This is a genomic window from Vibrio sp. MA40-2, assembly GCF_047302445.1.
Taxonomy (GTDB): Bacteria; Pseudomonadota; Gammaproteobacteria; order Enterobacterales; family Vibrionaceae; genus Vibrio.
This window is the reverse complement of sequence record NZ_CP178628.1, coordinates 964,002-984,871: the sequence shown is the minus strand read 5'-3', so window position 1 is coordinate 984,871 and position 20,870 is coordinate 964,002. Positions and strand designations below refer to the sequence as shown.

Here is a 20,870-nt window from a genome sequence, read left to right as displayed (position 1 = left end):
GAGAAAGTCTATAACCCTCTAATTTTAAAGTACAGAGACTTTTCAATCACTGAAGCCCAGGTCTTGTAATTAACAAGGCCAAATAATAAAACCATATCTTATCGACAAGAATTTATATCCACTCTTTAGCTTTAAGGTAATCTCTATAGAGCTCAGTTTCAGGACTATTGGGTTCTAATTGAATATCATACTCCCAACGAGCTAAAGGAGGCATCGACATTAAAATAGACTCTGTCCTTCCGCCACTTTGTAAACCAAACAATGTTCCTCTGTCATAAACCAAATTAAACTCAACATAGCGTCCACGACGGTAAAGTTGAAATTGGCGTTCTCGTTCTCCGTATTGGATCTCTTTTCTTTTTTCCACAATAGGTAAATAAGCGCGAGTGAAACCTTGACCGACGGCTTTAATGTAAGAAAAACTCTTATCAAAACCCCATGAATTTAAATCATCGAAAAACAATCCACCGACGCCGCGAGTTTCATTTCTATGTGGTAGGTAAAAGTACTCGTCACACCATTTTTTATGCTTAGAGTAAACGCCTTCACCAAAATCGTCACAAATAGATTTTGCCGTTTGATGCCAGTAAACACAGTCTTCTGCAAAAGGGTAGAATGGAGTAAGGTCAAATCCTCCACCAAACCACCAAATAGGTTGTTCACCTTCTTTTTCGGCAATAAAAAAGCGGACATTTGCATGAGATGTTGGAATATAAGGGTTATTTGGATGGAGAACTAAAGATACTCCCATAGCTTCAAATTTTCGACCTGCTAATTCTGGTCGGTGAGCCGTTGCTGAAGCAGGCATTTTATCACCAAATACATGAGAAAAATTAACGCCACCCTGTTCAATAACGTCACCAGATTTAAGTACTCTAGTTTTTCCCCCACCACCTAATTCTCTTTGCCAAGCATCTTCTTCAAATTTACCTTTACCGTCGATTTGTTCAAGTTGCTGACAAATATCATCTTGCAGTTGCAAAAGAAATGACTTTACTGCTTGTTTATTTACCGTGGACATACCTAACCTTTATCAATACAAACACTATTTATTACCAAAGACCTAATTAACCTTGCCTCAAAATTTTTCCGCTTACTGCATCTCGTATCTCTGAGGGTTTATTTCGCCCACCCGTTTCACCCGATAGAATAACTACACCCGATTGACCAAGCTGATTTCGCACTTCAGACGTAGTCATACAAGGCGGCATACCAGATAAGTTTGCACTGGTTGAGGTAATAGGCTTATCAAACAAGGTGCACAGGTATTTAACTAAAGGGTGATCTGTGACCCTCACCGCGACTGAATTAAACTTACCTGTGACTAATTTTGATGTCTTAGTGCTGACTGGCATTACCCACGTAACAGGGCCTGGCCAAGTAGTTTTTATTTCCGTTAATTGCTTTTTGGTCAGTTTAGATTCATCAATATAAGGTAGAACCTGTTGATAGGAAGCGGCTATTAATATCAGTCCTTTATCTACCGACCGGTTTTTCACTTGTAAGAGTCTCTTAACTGCCATCTCATTATCAGGATCACAACCAACACCGAAAACACCTTCGGTAGGATACGCAATGACATCCCCGTTATGTAGGGCATTAACAACTTGATCAAGGTTAACTTGGTTAAAATGAGTCATAAATCTATTCAAATTATTCTTTATTTTGTTTAGTGTACAAATTCTTTGTCCAAGCGACTAAATTTATTTCACCTAAGTTAGTCCAATCAGACATAATACCTATCTACTTGGAACAAATAAAAGTTGAGCAGTGCCACTTTACTCACGGTTATAACAATATCAACCATTACAGCCTATCGAAAGTTACGGTAAATCTTTACAAGAAACAAAAATAACCGACGCAAACGTTTTCCTTGCGCCGTTTTAACCTTATAATGCGCGAAAAATATCCGCGCATTATCATAAATCTGTAGGAGTTAAACATGAAAGTCGGAATTATTATGGGTTCAAAGTCAGATTGGCCAACAATGAAACTTGCTGCGGAGATGCTTGATCTTTTTGGAGTTCCATATGAAACAAAAGTTGTTTCAGCACATCGTACGCCACAATTATTAGCAGATTATGCTAACAGTGCCAAAGAACGTGGATTAAAAGTTATTATTGCTGGCGCGGGTGGTGCGGCTCACCTGCCAGGCATGGCAGCAGCGTTTACCAGTATTCCAGTATTAGGGGTTCCGGTTCAATCTCGTGCGTTGAAAGGGATGGATTCATTATTATCTATTGTACAAATGCCTAAAGGCATTGCAGTTGGAACTCTAGCCATAGGTGAAGCAGGTGCAGCTAATGCCGGTATACTTGCGGCGCAAATTATCGGTACAAGTGATGAAAACGTAATGGCTAAAGTCGAAGCCTTTCGCAATGAGCAAACTGACACCGTTTTAGCCAACCCAAACCCTGCCGAGGATTAATGATGCATGTTCTTGTATTAGGCGCTGGGCAACTTGCTAGAATGATGGCTCTTGCTGGTGCACCACTTAATATTAAAATTTCTGCGTTTGACGTAACAAGTGAAAAAATTGTTCACCCACTAACTCAAGCGGTACTGGGTCATGGACTTGATAATGCCATTCAACAAGCAGATGTAATCACTGCTGAGTTTGAACACATTCCACATGACATTTTAGATATTTGCCAAGCAAGCGGAAGATTTTTACCAAGTACCGAAGCAATAAAAATTGGTGGCGATCGTCGACTAGAAAAAGCACTCTTAGATAAAGCAAAGGTTGCAAACGCTAAATACCACATAATCAATAGTCAGCAAGACTTCGCTCAAGCATTAGAGATAGTCGGCGCTCCAATGGTTTTAAAAAGTACGTTAGGGGGGTATGACGGAAAAGGTCAATGGCGACTAATGTCATTGTCTGATGCTGATAACCTATGGCCTGAATTAGCAGATTGTATAGCGGAGTCTCCAGAACAAGCCATCGTTGCAGAAGCATTCATTCCATTTGACCGTGAAGTTTCTCTTGTTGGAGCCAGAGGAAAAGATGGAGAAATAGAAGTCTACCCATTAGCCGAAAACATTCACACTAATGGTGTTCTCTCAATTTCTACTGCGATAACTGATATTGATCTGCAAGCCCAAGCTAAAGAGATGTTCGCCAATGTTGCAGAAACGCTTAACTATGTTGGCGTACTCGCAATAGAGTTTTTTGATGTTGCTGGCGATCTATTAGTCAATGAAATAGCGCCTCGCGTTCATAACTCTGGTCACTGGACACAGCAAGGTGCCGAAGTTTGTCAGTTTGAAAACCATCTCAGAGCAGTGTGTGGATTACCACTTGGAAGCGCATCATTAATTCGCCCGACCACTATGATCAACATTCTCGGCGAAGATAGCGTACCAATCGATGTATTAAAACAGCCAGCATGTCATATACATTGGTATGGAAAAGAAAAACGTCCGGGAAGAAAAATGGGGCATATTAATGTTAGTGCTGATAATAAAGCAAAGCTAAGTGAGCATTTACTTACATTATCAAATATTCTTGATCCTGTAGCTTACCCTGCTTTAAGACAATTTGTCTTAAAGCAAAAAGCTAACGAAACATCAATTTAACAATAAATATTCACACTAAAGCGGCGCATTAGGCGCCGTTTATTTTTGTATATGTTGGCACTTACGACTAGCACATTGAATGCTTTTACCTTTTTTGCTGTTTTTTTCAACCAGCAATGGAAAGTGGCACTGTTCACATTGACCTTGTACAGGCGTTGAGTTAATCGCAAACTTACAACTAGGATAATTATCACAAGCCCAAAAAGTTTTACCAAATCGTGACTGTCTTTCGACAAGTTTTCCCTTGGTACATTCAGGACAACTGACTGATTGTAACTTTTCCTGATTAGTTTCCGTAGTATGGGTTGGGGACTCGATATGTTGGCAATCAGGATAACCATGACAACCAATAAACATGCCATACCTACCCTGGCGAAGAACTAACTCTTCACCACATTCAGGACAAGGTACACCTAAATATTTGACTATGTGTCCATCATTATGATGTAAAGGCTTAATGTAGTCACATTCAGGGTAACGACTACAACCTAAAAATGGCCCACGCTTACCATGGCGTAAGATCAATTCACCGCCATGAGTCTTTGAACAAGATGGGCACTCACCATGCTCAAGCGCTTGCTCGTGTGCTTCAAACAACTGATTATTTATCTTTGCACTCATACATACCTTAGATGTTGAATGTTAATGTAATATTCCCGTTTCTGCGGTATACAATAATTCTTCCATTAACGTATAAGCATTTTCATTACCGGGTACGTTAAATAACACCATCAAGATAATCCATTTTAAATCATCAAGTTGTAATTCTTGAGTTTCTAATCCCATGACTCTGTCAATAACCATTTCACGGGTTTCGGTAGTGAGTACATTTACCTGTTCAAGAAACAGTAAAAAACCTCGGTTTTTTACGTCTAAACGGTGCATCTCTTCTGTAGTATAAATTCTTGTTGAAGTAGATGCTCCTTTTGCGATAGCTGAGCGCTGATCCGTTTGCTGAAGTGCGGCTAAATCTTCTAGCCAATCTAACGCTTTATATATTTCTTCCTGATGAAATCCTGCTCGTAACAGTTCATCTTCAAGTTCGTCTTGGTCGACCATTAACTCTACATCACTATGGATATAGGTCTCGAACAAATACATCAAAATGTCCATCATTGTTAGGTCCTCCTCGTTCGAATATACCCGCCAGATACAGCAGCGACTTGCCCCTGAAGTTCAAGCTCCAAAAGTTGAATCATAATTTCATGTACAGAAATATGGGTTCTCTGTGCCAAAATATCAACTGATATTGCTTCATCCTCTCCTACGTTAGCCAAGACGAGAGAAAATGGCAATTGCTCATTACTAACTTCATCAGCAAAAAGCTCTTTCTGGCTATTTAACGACCAATTAAGTAAGACGTCTATTTCTTTAAGCATCTCATTAGAGGACTGGACAAGATTTGCCCCATCTTTGATTAATGCGTTTCCACCTTTAGCCAATGGATTATGGATCGATCCAGGTAAAGCGAAGACTTCTCGCCCTTGCTCCATTGCATACCGAGCTGTAATTAATGAACCACTTTTTTTGGTTGCTTCAACCACTAACACCCCCATCGATAAACCACTAATAATCCTATTTCTACGTGGGAAATTTTCCGGCCTCGCCACACCATTCGGCCTAAACTCTGAAACTAGCACACCACTTTCAACAATTCTTTCTGATAACACCCTATGCTTAGCAGGGTAAATATTATTTAAACCTGAACCTAAAACCGCTATCGTCTCGCCACCAGACTTTAACGCACCATCATGTGCATGACCATCTACACCTAAAGCCATGCCACTGGTAACGGTTATTCCTTTGCGAGCCAAATCGCCTGCAAACAATTTAGCATTATTGAGTCCATCAACACTGGCGTTTCTGCTACCTACAATGGCTATTTGAGGTTCAGATAAAACATCGATTTTTCCTTTAACAAACAAAACTGGTGGCGGAAGATTTATCTGTTTAAGAAGTCTAGGGTATTCGCTGTCTAATAAAGTAATGATTCTATGGCTAGGGGATTGTTGTTGCCAAAATAAACAAGCTTCAATCTCTTTCTTCGCTTTATGTTTTATGTAATCTATTTGCGAATTATTAAAACCAAGCATTTCTAAATTTTTGGTAGGATAATTAACAATATTTTCGACTGAATCTATAGCGACTAATTTGCTAAAACTTTTACTCCCAATGGCAGGTGTAAAACTTAATGTTAACCATGCTGAAAGCTTATTTTCATTCATTTACACTGCACCTTTCGGCTAAGTTTGCATATAAAAAATCATTATAGAAAGTAGAAAAGAGCAAAAAAAATACTAAAAGAGGCAAAAAAGGGTAAAATAATAAGATAATGTCTTGTCATCTTTATTATTAGAATTAAGGATGCTGTCATTCCAAGCATAAAATGTCTAGAATTGTGCCATTAAACGTTTAGCTGTTTCGATACAGTTCAATTTTTCGAGTTATATATGTCTGTACTACAAGTTTTAACATTCCCGGATGATCGCCTACGAACAGTAGCAAAGCCGGTAAAAGAAATAACACCAGAGCTTAATAAATTCATCGACGACATGATTGAAACCATGTACGAAGAAGAAGGTATAGGGCTAGCCGCAACTCAAGTAGATTTTCACCAAAGAGTTGTAGTAATCGATGTTTCAGATACAAGAGATGAACCGCTAGTGTTGATCAACCCTGAAATAGTAGAAAAACGAGGGGAAGATGGTATAGAAGAAGGTTGCTTATCCGTTCCAGGTTCAAGAGCTTTGATACCAAGAGCATCTGAAGTATCCGTCAAAGCCTTAAATCGTGATGGTGAAGAATTTACCTTTGACGCGGATGACCTACTAGCGATCTGCGTCCAGCATGAACTCGACCATTTAGAAGGTAAGCTTTTTGTTGATTACTTATCACCTTTAAAGCGCAAGCGAATTAAAGATAAGTTGCAAAAAATTAAGCGTTTCAACGAAAAAAACAACGAATAACGAGGTTTCTTTGAGTCAATCATTACGTATTGTCTTTGCTGGCACACCCGATTTCGCCGCCCGCCATTTGGCGGCGTTGTTGTCTTCAGAGCACAAGGTTATAGCCGTATACACACAACCAGATCGACCTGCGGGTCGAGGTAAAAAACTAACAGCAAGCCCAGTTAAAAATATTGCTTTAGAAAATAATATCGCCGTTTTTCAACCAGAAAATTTCAAATCAGACGAAGCAAAGCAACAACTTTCAGAGCTGAACGCGGATATTATGGTCGTTGTCGCCTATGGACTACTGCTTCCCCAAGTAGTATTAGACACACCAAAACTTGGTTGCATCAATGTTCATGGTTCAATACTTCCTCGTTGGCGCGGAGCGGCTCCTATTCAACGTTCCATATGGGCGGGCGATGCCGAAACTGGCGTAACCATCATGCAAATGGACCTTGGACTAGATACTGGTGACATGCTCAAAATAGCTAAGCTACCTATAGTGGCAGATGACACAAGTGCTTCTATGTACGATAAGTTAGCGCAACTTGGTCCAACAGCATTAATTGAATGCTTATCTGACATAGCAAACTCTCAGGTGTCACCTGAAAAACAAGATGATGCCTTAGCCAACTATGCAAAAAAATTATCCAAAGAAGAGGCTAAAATTGATTGGTCTCAAGACGCTGAATTCATCGAACGTTGTATTCGTGCCTTTAATCCTTGGCCAATGAGTTATTTTTCGATTGCTGATAACAACATCAAAGTTTGGCGCAGCCGAGTAGAAAATATAACAAGCAACCAAACAGCAGGGACGATACTAAAAGCAGATAAAACCGGCATATACGTAACCACAGGAAAATCTGTTTTGGTATTAGAACAGATTCAAATTCCAGGTAAAAAAGCGTTGTCTGTGCAAGATGTTCTTAATTCTCGCAGTAACTGGTTTGAAGTTGGCAGTCAATTAAATTAGAAATGGACAATGCTAACTAAGGAATTGGGTTAGTTATTTTTAGACATTATCGATGTGAGTTTATAATGAACATCGGCATACTTAAATTAGGTTTTTATTAATGAATGTTCGTGCTGCCGCAGCCACAGTGCTTTTCCAAGTTATAGACAAAGGGCAATCTTTATCTACCGCGCTTCCTGCTGCTCAACAAACTATCAAGCCGCGAGATCACGCCTTACTTCAAGAGATATGTTATGGCTGCCTTCGTTATTTGCCTAGGCTTGAAAGCACAGCTAACAAACTCATGGATAGCCCTTTAAAAGGTAAAAAGCGAGTTTTCCATCATTTAATTCTTGTGGGTATTTACCAATTAAGTTTTATGCGAATTCCAGCCCATGCCGCAGTGGGTGAAACGGTTGAAGCAGCTAAGAACCTAAAAGGCCAAAGCTTAAGAGGTCTTATTAATGCTGTTTTACGCAATTATCAGCGTAAGCAAGAAGAGTTAGATCAACTGGCCATTAGTCATGATGCAGGTAAATACGGCCACCCTAGCTGGCTACTAAAATTACTCAAACAAGCTTATCCAAATAATTGGGAAACCATTGTTTCTGCAAACAATAATAAAGCGCCAATGTGGCTTAGAGTAAACGAACAACATTATAGCCGTGATGAATATTTAGCTCTTTTACAACAACAAGATATCTCTGCTACGGTACATTCAGAAGCAAGAAATGCGCTGAAACTAGATAAGCCTTGTGATGTAACCAACTTGCCCGGATTTGATCAAGGTTGGGTTTCAGTGCAAGATGCGGCAGCACAATTGTCGGTGGATTTTTTAAAACCACAAGACAATGAGCTGATTCTAGATTGTTGTGCAGCTCCTGGTGGAAAAACTGCTCATATATTAGAAAGAACAAAAAACAGTCAAGTTGTTGCCATTGATTGTGACGAATTTCGACTCAAACGAGTTTATGACAATTTAGAGCGTCTTAAACTCGAAGCAAAAGTTATTTGTGCCGATGCAAGAAAACCAGAACAGTGGTGGCAGGGCGAAAAATTTGATCGAATACTGCTTGATGCTCCTTGTTCTGCCACTGGCGTTATTCGTCGTCACCCCGATATAAAATGGCTACGCAGAGCCAACGACATAGAAGCACTAGCTGAACTGCAAAAAGAGATAGTTGATGCAATGTGGTCACAATTAAAAGTTGGTGGCACCATGGTCTATGCTACTTGCTCTATTACCCCACAAGAAAATGTTCAACAAGTTATCGACTTTCTAAGTAGAACAAAAGATGCAGACTTGATTGATTCGGACCGAGTAAATCCTGGTAGACAGATTCTACCAGGTGAAGAAGATATGGACGGTTTTTATTATGCTGTCATCAAAAAACTAGCTTAGTGATGTTCTGGTGGAGCAAGACCGTATATCAGCTTAAACAACTAAACATTGGTTTAAAAGAGATCATAACGTTATGAAAATCATTATACTTGGAGCTGGTCAAGTTGGAGGCACACTTGCTGAAAACTTGGTTGGTGAAAACAACGATATTACCATTGTAGACAAAAATAGCGACCGTCTACGAGAGCTTCAAGATAAGTATGATTTACGAGTAGTTAACGGCCATGCAAGTCACCCTGGAACCTTACGTCAAGCAGGTGCACAAGATGCGGATATGCTAGTCGCGGTAACCAACTCAGACGAAACCAACATGGCCGCTTGCCAAATAGCTTTTACTATCTTCAATACACCAAATCGTATCGCTCGAATCCGTTCTCATGAATATTTACAAGAAAAAGAAGCATTGTTTCATTCTGGGGCAGTTCCAGTAGATCACCTCATTGCTCCTGAAGAGTTAGTGACCAGTTATATAGAGCGACTAATTCAATACCCCGGAGCGCTTCAAGTTGTTAGTTTTGCTGATAAAAGAGTCAGCTTAGTAGCAGTAAAAGCCTATTATGGTGGCCCGTTAGTCGGCAATGCTCTTTCGACATTACGTGATCATATGCCACATATAGATACTCGCGTGGCTGCAATTTTTAGGCAAGGAAGAGCAATACGTCCTCAAGGAACAACCATTATTGAAGCCGATGATGAAGTGTTTTTTGTTGCAGATAGCTTCCATATTCGCTCAATCATGAGTGAATTACAGAGACTTGAAAAACCTTACCGTCGAATCATGATAGTCGGTGGTGGTAATATAGGATCATCATTAGCCAAACGCCTAGAACAAGACTACAGTGTAAAACTTATCGAGCGCAGCTTTACTCGTGCAGAAAAACTCTCTGAAGAACTAGAAAAAACCATTGTATTTTGTGGCGATGCAGCGGACCAAGAGCTACTTATAGAAGAGAGTATCGATCAAGTTGATGCCTTTATCGCCCTTACCAATGAAGACGAAACCAACATAATGTCGGCCATGCTTGCAAAACGTATGGGGGCCAAAAAAGTGATGGTGCTAATACAACGAGGTGCTTACGTAGATTTGGTGCAAGGTGGCGTCATTGATGTTGCTATATCGCCGCAACAAGCAACAATATCGGCTCTATTAACACATGTTAGACGTGCTGATATTGTAAATGTATCATCGTTACGACGTGGCGCAGCAGAAGCAATTGAAGCTATAGCTCATGGGGATGAAACCACCTCTAAAGTTGTCGGAAGACCAATTGGTGAATTAAAATTACCACCAGGAACAACAATAGGTGCAATCGTTCGCGGAGAACAGGTCATGATAGCTCACGATAAAACCGTTATAGAGCAAGATGATCACGTGGTGATGTTCCTTGTAGATAAAAAGTACGTACCTGACGTAGAATTACTATTCCAACCAAGTCCTTTCTTTTTGTAGGACAGTATCAGTCATGGTTAACTTTCGGCCGATTACATTTGTTATAGGGTTAGTCTTATCTAAACTCGCTTTATTTATGTATATTCCCACTTTAGTGGCTTTTTTTTCCGGTACGGATGGTTTTCTTGAATTTGCCAAAGCAGTGATTATTACCCATCTTGCTGCTTTTCTTTGCTTATCTGTCGGTAAAACAAAACAATTTAGACTCGGGGTAAGAGATATGTTCCTTATTACCTCGTTGGTTTGGATGATATCCAGTGTTTTCGCCGCTCTGCCTTTTGTATTTATAAATCATATCAGCTTTACTGACGCTTATTTTGAAACCATGTCAGGTATCACCACGACAGGCTCCACCGTTCTAAGCCATTTAGATACTATGGCTCCCAGTATATTACTGTGGCGTTCAACTCTACAATGGCTAGGTGGTATTGGTTTCATTGTCATGGCAGTAGCTATTCTACCAATGTTAAATGTAGGTGGAATGCGGCTATTCCAAACCGAATCCTCAGACTGGTCAGATAAAAGCGATCCGCGAGCGAAAACTGTCGCAAAAAATATTGTTTCCGTTTACTTAGCGTTAACCTCTGCCTGTGTTATTGGCTACTTGATAACTGGAATGGGGGTTTTTGATGCAATAAACCATAGCTTTACTACGCTATCAACCGGCGGTTACTCGACGTCTGACAGCTCGATGAATCATTTTTCAAATGGCGCTCACTGGGTTGGAACATTATTTATGTTTTTAGGTGGTTTACCATTTTTGCTTTTTGTAAGCGCTGTAAGAAATAAAACTCTGACATCTATTTACCTCGATGCACAAGTAAGAGGTTTTACGTTACTATTTATTGTTACAAGTATGATTGTTGCGAGTTGGTTGATCATTCATAACAACTATCATTTTTCAGATGCGATTAGAGTCTCAATGTTCAATATTGTATCGATAGTCACCACCACTGGTTTCGGATTAGAAGATTTCACCGCATGGGGCGCATTACCAACCGTACTTTTTGCCTTTCTTATGTTGGTAGGAGCATGCTCTGGTTCAACATCTGGCGGAATCAAAATATTCCGTTTTCAAATAGCCATGAGTTTGTTTAATAAGCAAATGATGAAATTGATCCACCCTTCTGGTGTTTTTGTACAACGCTACAACAAACGCCCGGTAAATGATGACATTGTTCGTTCAATGGTTGCGTTTGGCATTACCTTTTTTGCGACGATAATAATAATAGCCGGCTGTCTATCAGCGATTGGCTTAGACCCAACCACTAGTATTTCAGGCTCCATTACTGCTGTTGCGAATGTTGGGCCTGGAATGGGTACGGTTATTGGACCAACAGGTAACTTTTCAACATTACCTGACGTGGCCAAATGGATATTAAGCTTGGGGATGTTGATGGGTCGTTTGGAAATACTCACTATTCTTGTACTATTTTTTCCTGCTTTTTGGCGCACATAAATTTCAACCTATTGAACAAAAAGAACTAAAATTAGTATCAGCATTTGACTAAATTAGGTTAACTTCGGCTAAATAGGTTCGACATAATAGTAAATTGCTAAAAAATGACTCATGCATCCAGCAAGAACAAATCCATGCCAAATTGCATGATTGAATGGCATCCTATCTAGCATATAAAAAATAACACCCAGAGAGTAAATCACTCCTCCAACAACTAAAAGAACCACTCCACCTAATGGTATCGTGACAACCAATTGATAAATGACAACTAAAGACAACCAACCCATTGTAAGATAAGTCGCCAGTGATAACTTTTCAAACCTAGAGATAAAAACGATTTTGAACAGTACCCCACACACCGCAAGTAACCAAATAACCGCCATTAAGCCAACAGATAATGGTGTTCTTAAGCCAACCAACAAAAAAGGGGTATAGCTACCTGCAATCAATAGATAAATAGCACAATGATCAATTAATTTTAAAGTACGTTTTATCTTCGGGTTAGGTATTGAGTGATAAAGTGTTGACGCCAGAAACAACACTATAATGCTAAAGCTATAAACAACCATACTCGCTATTGTTAGCGCATCTGCATTGTTTTCAAACGCCTTATCAAGCAACAGTACAAAAGCCACCAAACCAAACATAACACCTAATAAATGCGAAAGGCTGTTGGCTATTTCTTCATTACGGCTGTATTCACACTCACTATTGCTAGACATTCGATTTTCCTGAAAAGAACAAACCTGAAACGAAACTATATACTCAGTATGACAGGTTTAGCTTACAAGTGTAAGCTGAAATAAGAGCAACATAAAAGCCTTGATCAAGTGGTTTCTTGTAAATAATCCACAACCATTTTACCGGCATCCTCAGCTTTGGTATTTTGCGGAATGCGCAAATTTCTTTTCAATTTCCCTGTACCAAGTAAGTTTGACAACATTCCTCCTACTCCCTTTTTCTGCCTATCTATTTCAAACCAAAGCTCTAGTTCTGCTTCATGCTGATACGCAACGATCTCTAGCTCTCTCCAACGCCCATGAAATGGCCCTGTAGTTGGCACAAATTCGAATTCTTGCACAAAAGGCAAGGTAAAACCCTTGGTTGCTTCGCACTCAACTTGTCTTATCCGTAAACCTTCTTCTTCTAAAGCAGAAAAAATCCCATCCAAAATAGGCGTTGGCCTTACAGTCAACATATCCTTATCAGTTGGATCTTTGGCAGTCGAAATATCTAATCCAGTCTCGAGCCAAACTTTGGTGTCACCTATAGTAACAGGCGTATTCATTGGAACGTCTAGCTGAGCATCAAATGTTCGATGTTGACCCGCTTCAATAGTAAAAGCATAAGGCAATTGCCAACGAGCGAGGACATAATTACGGGGAGCGCGTCTGGTTCTCCTTGCATGAGAGTTATGACTATTTTTATCATTATCTATTGGAACTTCCTCCACATAGCGACAAAATATTTTCAAATCTATATTATCAATATCCTGCGCTGTAGCGCCTCCATACACCTCAATTAAAATGCTAACCTTTTCACCTGGTAGTATAAATTCTTGCTGCAAAGTTGAATCAACCCTCGCTGAACCGATACCAAAACTCGCTAAAGTTTTTTTCAGAAATGACATAACTTGCTCCTTAAGGGTATGACGCATTGATAATATCTACTGTAAAACAAAAAAACGAACCACTAAATAGTAAAAAGTAACTTAACTTCACTACGTATGATTATTTATTGTAAAAATATACATTCTTGAGCCATATCTCGATAACAAGCTACCTAAGTGGTATTATTTATATTGATATGTACGCATATCAATTTTCCTGATTATTTTTCGGAACGGCTTATACCAAAGAGATTTATCTCATAAATAATCAGGCCATTAAATTGGCAAAGGAGTTGCCTGACTGGTAGGTATTTTGATGCGACCAACATCTGTCAGGTTTTCACGCACCACTAGAAGCGTGTCTTTACGTCGCTGCGGAATTGTTTCTGCTCCCGTTGCAAAATCACCAAAGCCTGCAAAGACATTGGTAGAAAAAAACGTAACCACTAAGCAAAGTAAATAATTTGTTATTAAAGCAGCATAATTAAAAAAGCGTAGCCTAAAACTCTGCGCTTTTTTCTTTGCGCGCTATTTGGTAACGTAGGCAATAAACCGCCTAAAAATTGTGGAGAAATAATGAAGTGTCACCGAGTTAATGAAGTAATTGAATTACTTCACCCTGAATGGCAAAAAGACCCTGAAACCAACTTGATTCCTTTCATACTTAAATTATGTAAAGAAGCTGGATACGAGGGAAACCTTGAAGATTTGACAGACGATGTTCTTATCTACCATCTAAAAATGAGAAATAGTACCAAGGATGAAATGATCCCAGGACTAGCAAAAGACCAAGAAGATGATTTCAAAACCGCCATATTAAAAGCACGCGGTATCATTAAATAAGACCATAATATCCAATAAAAAGCGACACTCGCTAGTGTTGCTTTTATACTACGCCGGAAATTTTTGTTAAAAATAGACATCAATAAAGAAACAAGACTGTTAACAAGTATATAATCATAATCTAATAAATCTTCTAAGTATAAAAAGTAATGTCAAATAAGCTAAATAGCGCTTTAATAAAGCCTAAAAGGACCATTCATGAGTCAAGATAAAATAGATATAAAAGATGTGACTCCCAAAACATTTAACCCTAAAACACACAAAGGAAAAAAAGATAGGTTTAACCCTAGCGATGGAATTTATGTTAGAGAAAGTAAAGGAGCCTTCCAGAAACTCAGGCGATATGGTGCATGGTTTTTGTTACTTTTATTTGGCTTAATACCTTGGATCCCTTATGGAGAAAGACAAGCCATATTACTGGATATTGGCCACCAGCAATTTAATTTTTTCGGTACTACCTTATACCCCCAAGACTTAACCTTGTTAGCGCTTTTATTTATGATTGCTGCTTTCGGACTTTTTTTTATTACAACCTTTTTAGGTCGAGTCTGGTGTGGTTATTTATGTCCACAAACAGTTTGGACTTTCATGTATATCTGGTTCGAAGAAAAACTTGAAGGGTCAGCAAACAAAAGGCGTAAACAAGATAGTGGTAAAATGACGCCAAATCTTCTATTAAGGAAAACCATCAAGCATATTGCTTGGTTAGTCATTGCATTGGTTACGGGCTTTACTTTTGTCGGATATTTCTCGCCAATAAAAGACCTAGTGACCGATTTTTTAACTTTTGAAGCGACCTTTTGGGCCAGCTTTTGGGTTATATTTTTTGCCGTATGTACCTATGCAAATGCAGCTTGGATGCGCTCTATTGTTTGCCTTCATATGTGCCCTTATGCCCGCTTTCAGTCTGCTATGTTTGATAGCGACACATTTATTGTTGGTTATAACCAACAGCGAGGCGAAGCGAGAGGCCCACGCTCTCGTAAAGCAGACCATAAAAAATTAGGCCTAGGCGATTGTATTGATTGCGACTTATGTGTTCAGGTTTGTCCTACTGGTATTGATATACGTGATGGACTTCAATACGAATGTATAAACTGTGGTGCTTGTATTGATGCTTGTAATAAAACCATGGATCGTATGGGCTATGAAAAAAACTTAATAAGTTATACCACTGAGCACAAACTATCCGGAAAACAGACTAAAGTTATGCGACCAAAGCTGATTGGGTACGGCGGAATTATGCTACTAATGGTCATACTATTTGTTGTTCAAGTAGTCAATGTAGAGCCAGTAGGAATGAGCGTATTACGGGATAGAAACCAACTCTATAAAGTCAACTCGGCAGGGTATGTCGAAAATACCTATAACTTAAAAGTAATTAATAAAACTCAACAAACACAAACCTATACTCTCGATGTATCTGGGTTAAATGAGGTGACTTGGTATGGAAGCCACACTATCCAAGCAGAACCTGGTGAAGTGGTCAATTTACCAATAAGCTTAGGAGTAGCAGATGAGAATTTAAACTCTCCTGTTTCCACAATTCAGTTTATACTCACCGATAGTAACCAATTTACTGTCGAAGTTGAGAGCCGGTTTATAAAGAAACTTTAATCTAGCAATACTTAACTTAGTCATACTTCACCTAGCAACAAAATAAAAAAAGGGCTCTAAGAGCCCTTTTTATTTACGGATCCATTTATGATTAAAATAGACACATTAAATAATACTGCCTTTAATTTTGATGCTTTAACACCCGATTTTATGTGGTACGCAATAGAAAGTATTGGCATCAAAGCTGAGTCAGGGTTACTTGCGCTCAATAGCTACGAAAATCGTGTTTACCAATTTGTAGATGAAGAAAAACAACGTTATGTGGTTAAGTTTTATCGCCCACAACGATGGACAACCGAACAGATCCAAGAAGAACATGATTTTACCCTTGAGTTACTCGAACAAGAGATTCCTGTTGCTCCACCTTGTATTATCAATGGTCGTACTCTTCATGAATACCAAGGTTATTTCTTTACGTTATTTGAAAGTGTTGGCGGTAGACAATTCGAAGTTGATAACGAAAATCATCTAGAATGGGTGGGACGCTTTATGGGGCGAATACATAATATTGGTCGAAAAAACACTTTCCAACATCGACCTACTCTTAGCCTCGATGAATACCTTTACCAACCACGTAAGTTATTACAATCGTCAAGCTTTATACCATCACATTTAGAACGCAGCTTTTTTAGCGATCTCGACATGCTGATCAATCGGATCGAAGACAATTGGAACAACGATTTCAATCCAATTCGTCTACATGGAGATTGCCATCCAGGTAATATTTTATGGCGAGATGGCCCAATGTTTGTCGATTTAGACGATGCGAGAAATGGCCCAGCCATTCAAGATTTATGGATGCTATTAAATGGTGATCGACAAGAAAAACTGGTGCAACTAGACATCTTATTAGAAGGTTATGAAGAGTTTTGCGATTTTAACCCATCAGAGTTAAAGCTCATTGAACCTTTACGAGGGTTGCGAATGGTGCACTATATGGCTTGGTTAGCCAAACGATGGCAAGATCCCGCATTTCCATTAGCATTTCCTTGGTTTGGCGACCCTAAATATTGGGAAAATCAAGTATTAGGCTTCAAAGAGCAAATTTCAGTATTACAGGAACCGCCGTTATCATTATCACCCCAATGGTAATCCCATAACAGCGGAGTACCCACTCCGCTAAATGGTCAATATAAGAAGTTAAACCACTTGATGGTTTAACTGTTTGAGTAACCTATCCATATAACGATAGCCTAATGCTTCTGCTAAATTTTTCCGCTCTATTAGTTCCTGCTCATCTAAATCTGCAATAGTACGAGCCACTTTTATGATTCGGTGATATGCACGAATAGATAAACCTAATCGGTGTAACGCATTCTCCAAAAATTCTGCATCTTGTTTGGTCAATACACAGTATTTCTCAATATCTCTATTACTTAAAAGCGCATTTATTTTTCCCGAACGCATTAACATTCTCTGTCTGGCTTGTTGAACACGACCTTTAACCACCTCAGTACTTTCACCTCTATCACCACCTTCTGCAAGCGTTCCTTTAGGTAACAATGGGATCTCTAAAGACATATCAAACCGATCTAAAAGCGGCCCTGATAGCCGACTTAAATACCGTAAAACCACTTGTGGGTTCACTCTGGATGTATCGCTATCGTAGTAACCAGAGGGACTTGGATTTAATGCTCCTATCAATTGAAACCTGGCGGGGAATTTTGTTTTTCCTGCTGCTCTTGAAATAATAATCTCTCCGGATTCAAGTGGCTCTCTCATTGAATCGAGTACTTTTCTCTCAAATTCTGGCATTTCATCAAGAAAGAGTAATCCATTATGAGCAAGCGATATTTCTCCCGGACGAGGAGTAGACCCACCACCAACCAAAGCCGCCATAGAAGCAGAATGATGAGGCGCACGAAAAGGTCTTTTCTTCCAATTGAATTTATTAATTTCTTGTTCAGTCAATGAAGCGACAGAAGCGGTTTGAAGTGCCTCATCATCACTCATTTCTGGCAGTAAATCACACAATCTTGAAGCTAGCATAGTTTTTCCAGTTCCAGGAGGCCCAAGAAATAACAGATTATGCCCTCCAGCAGCCGCGATTTCTAATGCACGCTTTCCTTGCTTCTGTCCTATAATATCTTGTAAATCTTGCTGGGATTTCTTACTAGGATTAGGGGTTTCTAGTTGATTTAATAGTAAACTTTTTTGACCACATAGAGCAGAGCAGACTTCTAACAAACTTGAAGCCGATTTATGTACGTTTTCTCCTACCAGTGCCGCCTGATCTCCATTTTCATCAGGAACAACCAAACAACGACGTGCTTTTAGGGCGGCTAAGGCCGCAGGCAGTACACCTTTTACCGCTCTCAAGTCACCAGAGAGTGCTAATTCACCAATAAATTCATAATTTTCAAGCTTATCCACCTCTATTAGTTCTGCCGCAGCTAAAACACCTAACGCAATGGGTAAATCAAACCGTCCTCCCTCTTTAGGTAAATCAGCTGGCGCAAGATTTACTGTTATTTTTTTGCTGGGGTATTCAAAATTTGAGTTAATAATGGCACTTCTTACTCTATCTCTCGATTCTTTCACCGTAGTCTCAGGTAAACCAACCAAGGTAAAGCCCGGCATACCATTACTGATATGAACCTCAACCGTAACCGACGGCGCTTCAACTCCAACGCTTGCACGACTATGAATGACAGCTAAAACCATACTTTTCCTTATAATTAATTAAAATTCAAATACATGTTACGTAACTCCCTTTGTATAACCTGTATAGAAATGGAATAAATATGGAAAAAGACTGAGTTTTTCCTTGTCAGTTAACAACTATTTATGTTACCACTAGGAATGCAAACCTATTCGCTAAAAAAATAGACAGTAAATGAAATTAATCGCTCGCCTAAATACGCTCATTATCCTGATTATCGTGGTCATTATTGACACCACGCGGGGGCGGGCAAGCGGAAGAAAATAACAACAGCATTTAAAAAGCCCCCGCACTGAAAAGTTCGGGGGCTTTTTACAATTAAATACCATAATTTTTGCTATTAAAAGCAAGACGAGAAGTATAGGAACACAATATGTGCAGAGCTAATTTTGCAGGAATTAAACAGCAAAGAATCAAGGGGGCTTTATGAACGGTTCAGATTTAGTCGTCGCAGCCCTTAAGCAAGAAGGGATAACGACAGTATTTGGCTATCCTGGTGGCGCAATCATGCCAATTTATGATGCCCTTTATGACGGAGGTGTAGAGCACATTCTGTGTCGACATGAACAAGGTGCCGCAATGGCTGCTATTGGTATGGCACGTTCAACTCAAGATGTGGCAGTTTGCCTTGCTACATCAGGTCCCGGTGCAACCAATCTAGTAACAGGATTAGCTGACGCTTTACTTGATTCTGTTCCTTTAGTCGCTATTACTGGCCAAGTTGCTACCCCGCTTATAGGTACCGATGCATTCCAAGAAATGGATGTTATTGGTATGTCTTTAGCTTGCTCTAAACACAGTTATTTAGTTACCGATATTGAAGATTTAGCACCAACTCTTGCCGAAGCCTTTGAAGTGGCTAAATCAGGCAGACCAGGCCCAGTTGTTGTCGACATTGCTAAAGACGTTCAGTTAGCAGAAGCACCTACCCATCTTCTTCCATTTATTGAGCCACCGTCTATTCCTGTCGCCTCTTCTGAAGCTATTGAAAAGGCACAAAACTTACTCAATAAATCAGATAAACCCGTTCTTTATGTTGGTGGTGGCGTTCAGATAGCTAAAGCAACAAGTGCACTACGAGAATTTTTGCAAAATAATCCAATGCCTTCTGTCAGTACATTAAAAGGGTTAGGTAGTGTAGAACGGCATGACCCGTATTACTTGGGTATGGTTGGGATGCATGGTACAAAAGCAGCTAATTTAACTGTACAAGAATCTGATTTATTAATCGTTGTTGGTGCTCGTTTTGATGATAGAGTCACCGGACGATTAGATTCATTTGCACCAGATGCAAGAGTTATCCATATCGATATCGATGCCGCTGAATTTAATAAACTGCGTCGTGCCAATGCATCATTACAATGCGATATTAACGTGATCCTGCCTCAACTCTCGTTAAAACATGATATTTCTTCTTGGCTAAACCATACTTCTACTCTCAGAAAAGAATTTACATGGCGCTATGATCATCCAGGAGATCTGATCTACGCGCCGTTGTTATTAAAGCAACTTTCTGACTCTATGCCTGATAGTGCTATCATTTCTACAGATGTAGGCCAGCATCAAATGTGGGCGGCTCAACATATTCAGCCAAGGGAACCACAAAATTACATTACCTCTGCAGGGTTAGGTACCATGGGTTTCGGTCTTCCTGCCGCAATAGGTGCCAAAATAGCTCGCCCAGATGATCAATCCATACTGATCACTGGAGATGGCTCATTTATGATGAATATTCAAGAGCTTGGTACAATAAAAAGAAAACAGGTACCGGTTAAAATTATTCTGCTTAACAACCAACGCTTAGGTATGGTTCGCCAATGGCAGTCTCTATTTTTCGATGGCAGACATAGTGAAACTATTTTAGATGATAACCCTGATTTCCAAGCATTGGCCGCAGCCTTTAATATTCCTGGCAAAACTATAACTACCAAACAAGAAGTCGGTCCGGCACTCGAAGAGATGTTAGCCAGTGAAACGGCTTATCTACTGCATGTTCTTATTGATGAAGAAGAAAATGTCTGGCCACTTGTTCCACCGGGCGCAGCAAACCAAGATATGTTGGAGAATACCTAATGGATAGATACCTATTGAAAATTGAAGCCAACGATAAACCTGTTTTGGTTGAGCGTATTCTTCGAGTGGTGAGACACCGTGGTTTTACCATTAAGCAAATACTTGCTACACAGAATCATGAGAGTAAAGTTGCACAAATAGAACTTGTCGTTGACAGCGATCGTCCCATTACACTAATTACCAATCAAGTTGAAAAGCTTTGGGATGTGACAAACGTTCATACTACGCGACTGAAAAAAGATGAAATGCTCAGTGCATATAAAATTTAAGGAA

21 protein-coding genes are annotated in these 20,870 nt (G+C 39.6%); 13 read left to right on the top strand and 8 right to left on the bottom strand.

Annotated elements, in window-relative coordinates:
- Positions 1–112 precede the first annotated feature (112 nt).
- A complete protein-coding gene (hemF, locus tag ACLKML_RS12150) occupies positions 113–1,021 on the bottom strand; it encodes an oxygen-dependent coproporphyrinogen oxidase (protein ID WP_413285534.1) in 909 nt (302 codons plus the stop codon).
- A gap of 46 nt (positions 1,022–1,067) precedes the next feature.
- Entirely contained in the window at positions 1,068–1,640 is a 573-nt protein-coding gene (locus tag ACLKML_RS12145) for an L-threonylcarbamoyladenylate synthase (RefSeq protein WP_317718164.1), read from the bottom strand.
- Between the two features lie 302 nt (positions 1,641–1,942).
- On the opposite strand from ACLKML_RS12145, the gene purE reads away from it, so the two are divergent.
- Positions 1,943–2,428, top strand: coding sequence for a 5-(carboxyamino)imidazole ribonucleotide mutase (gene purE, locus ACLKML_RS12140; protein WP_317718163.1), 486 nt, complete (start codon positions 1,943–1,945; stop codon positions 2,426–2,428).
- Between the two features lie 2 nt (positions 2,429–2,430).
- Positions 2,431–3,579: a 5-(carboxyamino)imidazole ribonucleotide synthase gene (locus tag ACLKML_RS12135; RefSeq protein ID WP_413285876.1), complete on the top strand. Its 1,149-nt coding sequence runs from the start codon at positions 2,431–2,433 to the stop codon at positions 3,577–3,579.
- A 39-nt stretch (positions 3,580–3,618) separates the two neighbouring features.
- Here ACLKML_RS12135 and ACLKML_RS12130 read toward each other — a convergent pair whose 3' ends face one another.
- The 3 genes from ACLKML_RS12130 to dprA are packed head-to-tail and all read right to left on the bottom strand — an operon-like array spanning position 3,619 to position 5,804.
- Positions 3,619–4,200 (bottom strand): type I DNA topoisomerase, encoded by a 582-nt coding sequence (locus ACLKML_RS12130; protein ID WP_413285533.1) that lies wholly within the window; start codon positions 4,198–4,200, stop codon positions 3,619–3,621.
- A gap of 21 nt (positions 4,201–4,221) precedes the next feature.
- Positions 4,222–4,695 carry a DUF494 family protein gene (locus ACLKML_RS12125; RefSeq protein ID WP_317718161.1) on the bottom strand — a complete coding sequence of 158 codons (474 nt, stop codon included), beginning with the start codon at positions 4,693–4,695 and terminating at the stop codon, positions 4,222–4,224.
- A 2-nt stretch (positions 4,696–4,697) separates the two neighbouring features.
- Entirely contained in the window at positions 4,698–5,804 is a 1,107-nt protein-coding gene (dprA, locus tag ACLKML_RS12120; protein WP_413285532.1) for a DNA-processing protein DprA, read from the bottom strand.
- Between the two features lie 225 nt (positions 5,805–6,029).
- Here dprA and def point away from each other — a divergent pair, with 225 nt between their 5' ends.
- From def to ACLKML_RS12095, 5 genes are all read left to right on the top strand, one after another.
- The gene (gene def, locus ACLKML_RS12115; protein WP_317718159.1) at positions 6,030–6,545 is read left to right on the top strand and encodes a peptide deformylase; all 516 of its coding nucleotides are present in this window, start codon (positions 6,030–6,032) and stop codon (positions 6,543–6,545) included.
- A 10-nt stretch (positions 6,546–6,555) separates the two neighbouring features.
- The gene (gene fmt / locus ACLKML_RS12110; RefSeq protein ID WP_413285531.1) at positions 6,556–7,503 is read left to right on the top strand and encodes a methionyl-tRNA formyltransferase; all 948 of its coding nucleotides are present in this window, start codon (positions 6,556–6,558) and stop codon (positions 7,501–7,503) included.
- 100 nt (positions 7,504–7,603) lie between these two features.
- The gene (gene rsmB / locus ACLKML_RS12105; RefSeq protein WP_413285530.1) at positions 7,604–8,884 is read left to right on the top strand and encodes a 16S rRNA (cytosine(967)-C(5))-methyltransferase RsmB; all 1,281 of its coding nucleotides are present in this window, start codon (positions 7,604–7,606) and stop codon (positions 8,882–8,884) included.
- A 73-nt stretch (positions 8,885–8,957) separates the two neighbouring features.
- A complete protein-coding gene (trkA, locus tag ACLKML_RS12100; RefSeq protein ID WP_413285529.1) occupies positions 8,958–10,334 on the top strand; it encodes a Trk system potassium transporter TrkA in 1,377 nt (458 codons plus the stop codon).
- Between the two features lie 13 nt (positions 10,335–10,347).
- Complete coding sequence (locus ACLKML_RS12095) at positions 10,348–11,793, top strand: TrkH family potassium uptake protein (protein WP_413285528.1); 1,446 nt, start codon at positions 10,348–10,350, stop codon at positions 11,791–11,793.
- A gap of 68 nt (positions 11,794–11,861) precedes the next feature.
- Here ACLKML_RS12095 and trhA read toward each other — a convergent pair whose 3' ends face one another.
- Together trhA and ACLKML_RS12085 are read right to left on the bottom strand one after the other, a co-directional pair.
- On the bottom strand, positions 11,862–12,515 hold the full coding sequence (gene trhA, locus ACLKML_RS12090) for a PAQR family membrane homeostasis protein TrhA (protein ID WP_413285527.1): 654 nt from the start codon (positions 12,513–12,515) through the stop codon (positions 11,862–11,864).
- A 104-nt stretch (positions 12,516–12,619) separates the two neighbouring features.
- Positions 12,620–13,423 (bottom strand): sporulation protein, encoded by an 804-nt coding sequence (locus tag ACLKML_RS12085; RefSeq protein ID WP_413285526.1) that lies wholly within the window; start codon positions 13,421–13,423, stop codon positions 12,620–12,622.
- A gap of 295 nt (positions 13,424–13,718) precedes the next feature.
- Between ACLKML_RS12085 and ACLKML_RS12080 the strand changes: the two genes are divergently transcribed.
- The 4 genes from ACLKML_RS12080 to ACLKML_RS12065 all read left to right on the top strand — a co-directional run bounded on the left by ACLKML_RS12080 (position 13,719) and on the right by ACLKML_RS12065 (position 16,954).
- The gene (locus ACLKML_RS12080) at positions 13,719–13,865 is read left to right on the top strand and encodes a hypothetical protein (protein WP_413285525.1); all 147 of its coding nucleotides are present in this window, start codon (positions 13,719–13,721) and stop codon (positions 13,863–13,865) included.
- A 113-nt stretch (positions 13,866–13,978) separates the two neighbouring features.
- The gene (locus ACLKML_RS12075; protein ID WP_413285524.1) at positions 13,979–14,245 is read left to right on the top strand and encodes a YihD family protein; all 267 of its coding nucleotides are present in this window, start codon (positions 13,979–13,981) and stop codon (positions 14,243–14,245) included.
- 198 nt (positions 14,246–14,443) lie between these two features.
- Entirely contained in the window at positions 14,444–15,862 is a 1,419-nt protein-coding gene (gene ccoG, locus ACLKML_RS12070) for a cytochrome c oxidase accessory protein CcoG (RefSeq protein WP_317718150.1), read from the top strand.
- A gap of 87 nt (positions 15,863–15,949) precedes the next feature.
- The gene (locus tag ACLKML_RS12065; protein ID WP_413285523.1) at positions 15,950–16,954 is read left to right on the top strand and encodes a serine/threonine protein kinase; all 1,005 of its coding nucleotides are present in this window, start codon (positions 15,950–15,952) and stop codon (positions 16,952–16,954) included.
- A gap of 48 nt (positions 16,955–17,002) precedes the next feature.
- Here ACLKML_RS12065 and ACLKML_RS12060 read toward each other — a convergent pair whose 3' ends face one another.
- Positions 17,003–18,526 carry a YifB family Mg chelatase-like AAA ATPase gene (locus ACLKML_RS12060; RefSeq protein WP_413285522.1) on the bottom strand — a complete coding sequence of 508 codons (1,524 nt, stop codon included), beginning with the start codon at positions 18,524–18,526 and terminating at the stop codon, positions 17,003–17,005.
- Positions 18,527–18,950: 424 nt separating this feature from the next.
- Between ACLKML_RS12060 and ilvG the strand changes: the two genes are divergently transcribed.
- Both ilvG and ilvM read left to right on the top strand, forming a co-directional pair.
- A complete protein-coding gene (gene ilvG, locus ACLKML_RS12055; protein ID WP_413285521.1) occupies positions 18,951–20,597 on the top strand; it encodes an acetolactate synthase 2 catalytic subunit in 1,647 nt (548 codons plus the stop codon).
- Positions 20,597–20,866: an acetolactate synthase 2 small subunit gene (gene ilvM, locus ACLKML_RS12050; RefSeq protein ID WP_317718146.1), complete on the top strand. Its 270-nt coding sequence runs from the start codon at positions 20,597–20,599 to the stop codon at positions 20,864–20,866. The genes ilvG and ilvM overlap by 1 nt, the downstream gene beginning before the upstream one ends.
- Positions 20,867–20,870 lie beyond the last annotated feature (4 nt).

What these genes read in the sequence shown, in the direction of transcription:
- hemF (WP_413285534.1), bottom strand. Translation starts at nt 1,021, where the DNA reads ATGTCCACGGTAAATAAACAAGCAGTAAAGTCATTTCTTTTGCAACTG.
- ACLKML_RS12145 (WP_317718164.1), bottom strand. Translation starts at nt 1,640, where the DNA reads ATGACTCATTTTAACCAAGTTAACCTTGATCAAGTTGTTAATGCCCTA.
- purE (WP_317718163.1), top strand. Translation starts at nt 1,943, where the DNA reads ATGAAAGTCGGAATTATTATGGGTTCAAAGTCAGATTGGCCAACAATG.
- ACLKML_RS12135 (WP_413285876.1), top strand. Translation starts at nt 2,431, where the DNA reads ATGCATGTTCTTGTATTAGGCGCTGGGCAACTTGCTAGAATGATGGCT.
- ACLKML_RS12130 (WP_413285533.1), bottom strand. Translation starts at nt 4,200, where the DNA reads ATGAGTGCAAAGATAAATAATCAGTTGTTTGAAGCACACGAGCAAGCG.
- ACLKML_RS12125 (WP_317718161.1), bottom strand. Translation starts at nt 4,695, where the DNA reads ATGATGGACATTTTGATGTATTTGTTCGAGACCTATATCCATAGTGAT.
- dprA (WP_413285532.1), bottom strand. Translation starts at nt 5,804, where the DNA reads ATGAATGAAAATAAGCTTTCAGCATGGTTAACATTAAGTTTTACACCT.
- def (WP_317718159.1), top strand. Translation starts at nt 6,030, where the DNA reads ATGTCTGTACTACAAGTTTTAACATTCCCGGATGATCGCCTACGAACA.
- rsmB (WP_413285530.1), top strand. Translation starts at nt 7,604, where the DNA reads ATGAATGTTCGTGCTGCCGCAGCCACAGTGCTTTTCCAAGTTATAGAC.
- trkA (WP_413285529.1), top strand. Translation starts at nt 8,958, where the DNA reads ATGAAAATCATTATACTTGGAGCTGGTCAAGTTGGAGGCACACTTGCT.
- ACLKML_RS12095 (WP_413285528.1), top strand. Translation starts at nt 10,348, where the DNA reads ATGGTTAACTTTCGGCCGATTACATTTGTTATAGGGTTAGTCTTATCT.
- trhA (WP_413285527.1), bottom strand. Translation starts at nt 12,515, where the DNA reads ATGTCTAGCAATAGTGAGTGTGAATACAGCCGTAATGAAGAAATAGCC.
- ACLKML_RS12085 (WP_413285526.1), bottom strand. Translation starts at nt 13,423, where the DNA reads ATGTCATTTCTGAAAAAAACTTTAGCGAGTTTTGGTATCGGTTCAGCG.
- ACLKML_RS12080 (WP_413285525.1), top strand. Translation starts at nt 13,719, where the DNA reads ATGCGACCAACATCTGTCAGGTTTTCACGCACCACTAGAAGCGTGTCT.
- ACLKML_RS12075 (WP_413285524.1), top strand. Translation starts at nt 13,979, where the DNA reads ATGAAGTGTCACCGAGTTAATGAAGTAATTGAATTACTTCACCCTGAA.
- ccoG (WP_317718150.1), top strand. Translation starts at nt 14,444, where the DNA reads ATGAGTCAAGATAAAATAGATATAAAAGATGTGACTCCCAAAACATTT.
- ACLKML_RS12065 (WP_413285523.1), top strand. Translation starts at nt 15,950, where the DNA reads ATGATTAAAATAGACACATTAAATAATACTGCCTTTAATTTTGATGCT.
- ACLKML_RS12060 (WP_413285522.1), bottom strand. Translation starts at nt 18,526, where the DNA reads ATGGTTTTAGCTGTCATTCATAGTCGTGCAAGCGTTGGAGTTGAAGCG.
- ilvG (WP_413285521.1), top strand. Translation starts at nt 18,951, where the DNA reads ATGAACGGTTCAGATTTAGTCGTCGCAGCCCTTAAGCAAGAAGGGATA.
- ilvM (WP_317718146.1), top strand. Translation starts at nt 20,597, where the DNA reads ATGGATAGATACCTATTGAAAATTGAAGCCAACGATAAACCTGTTTTG.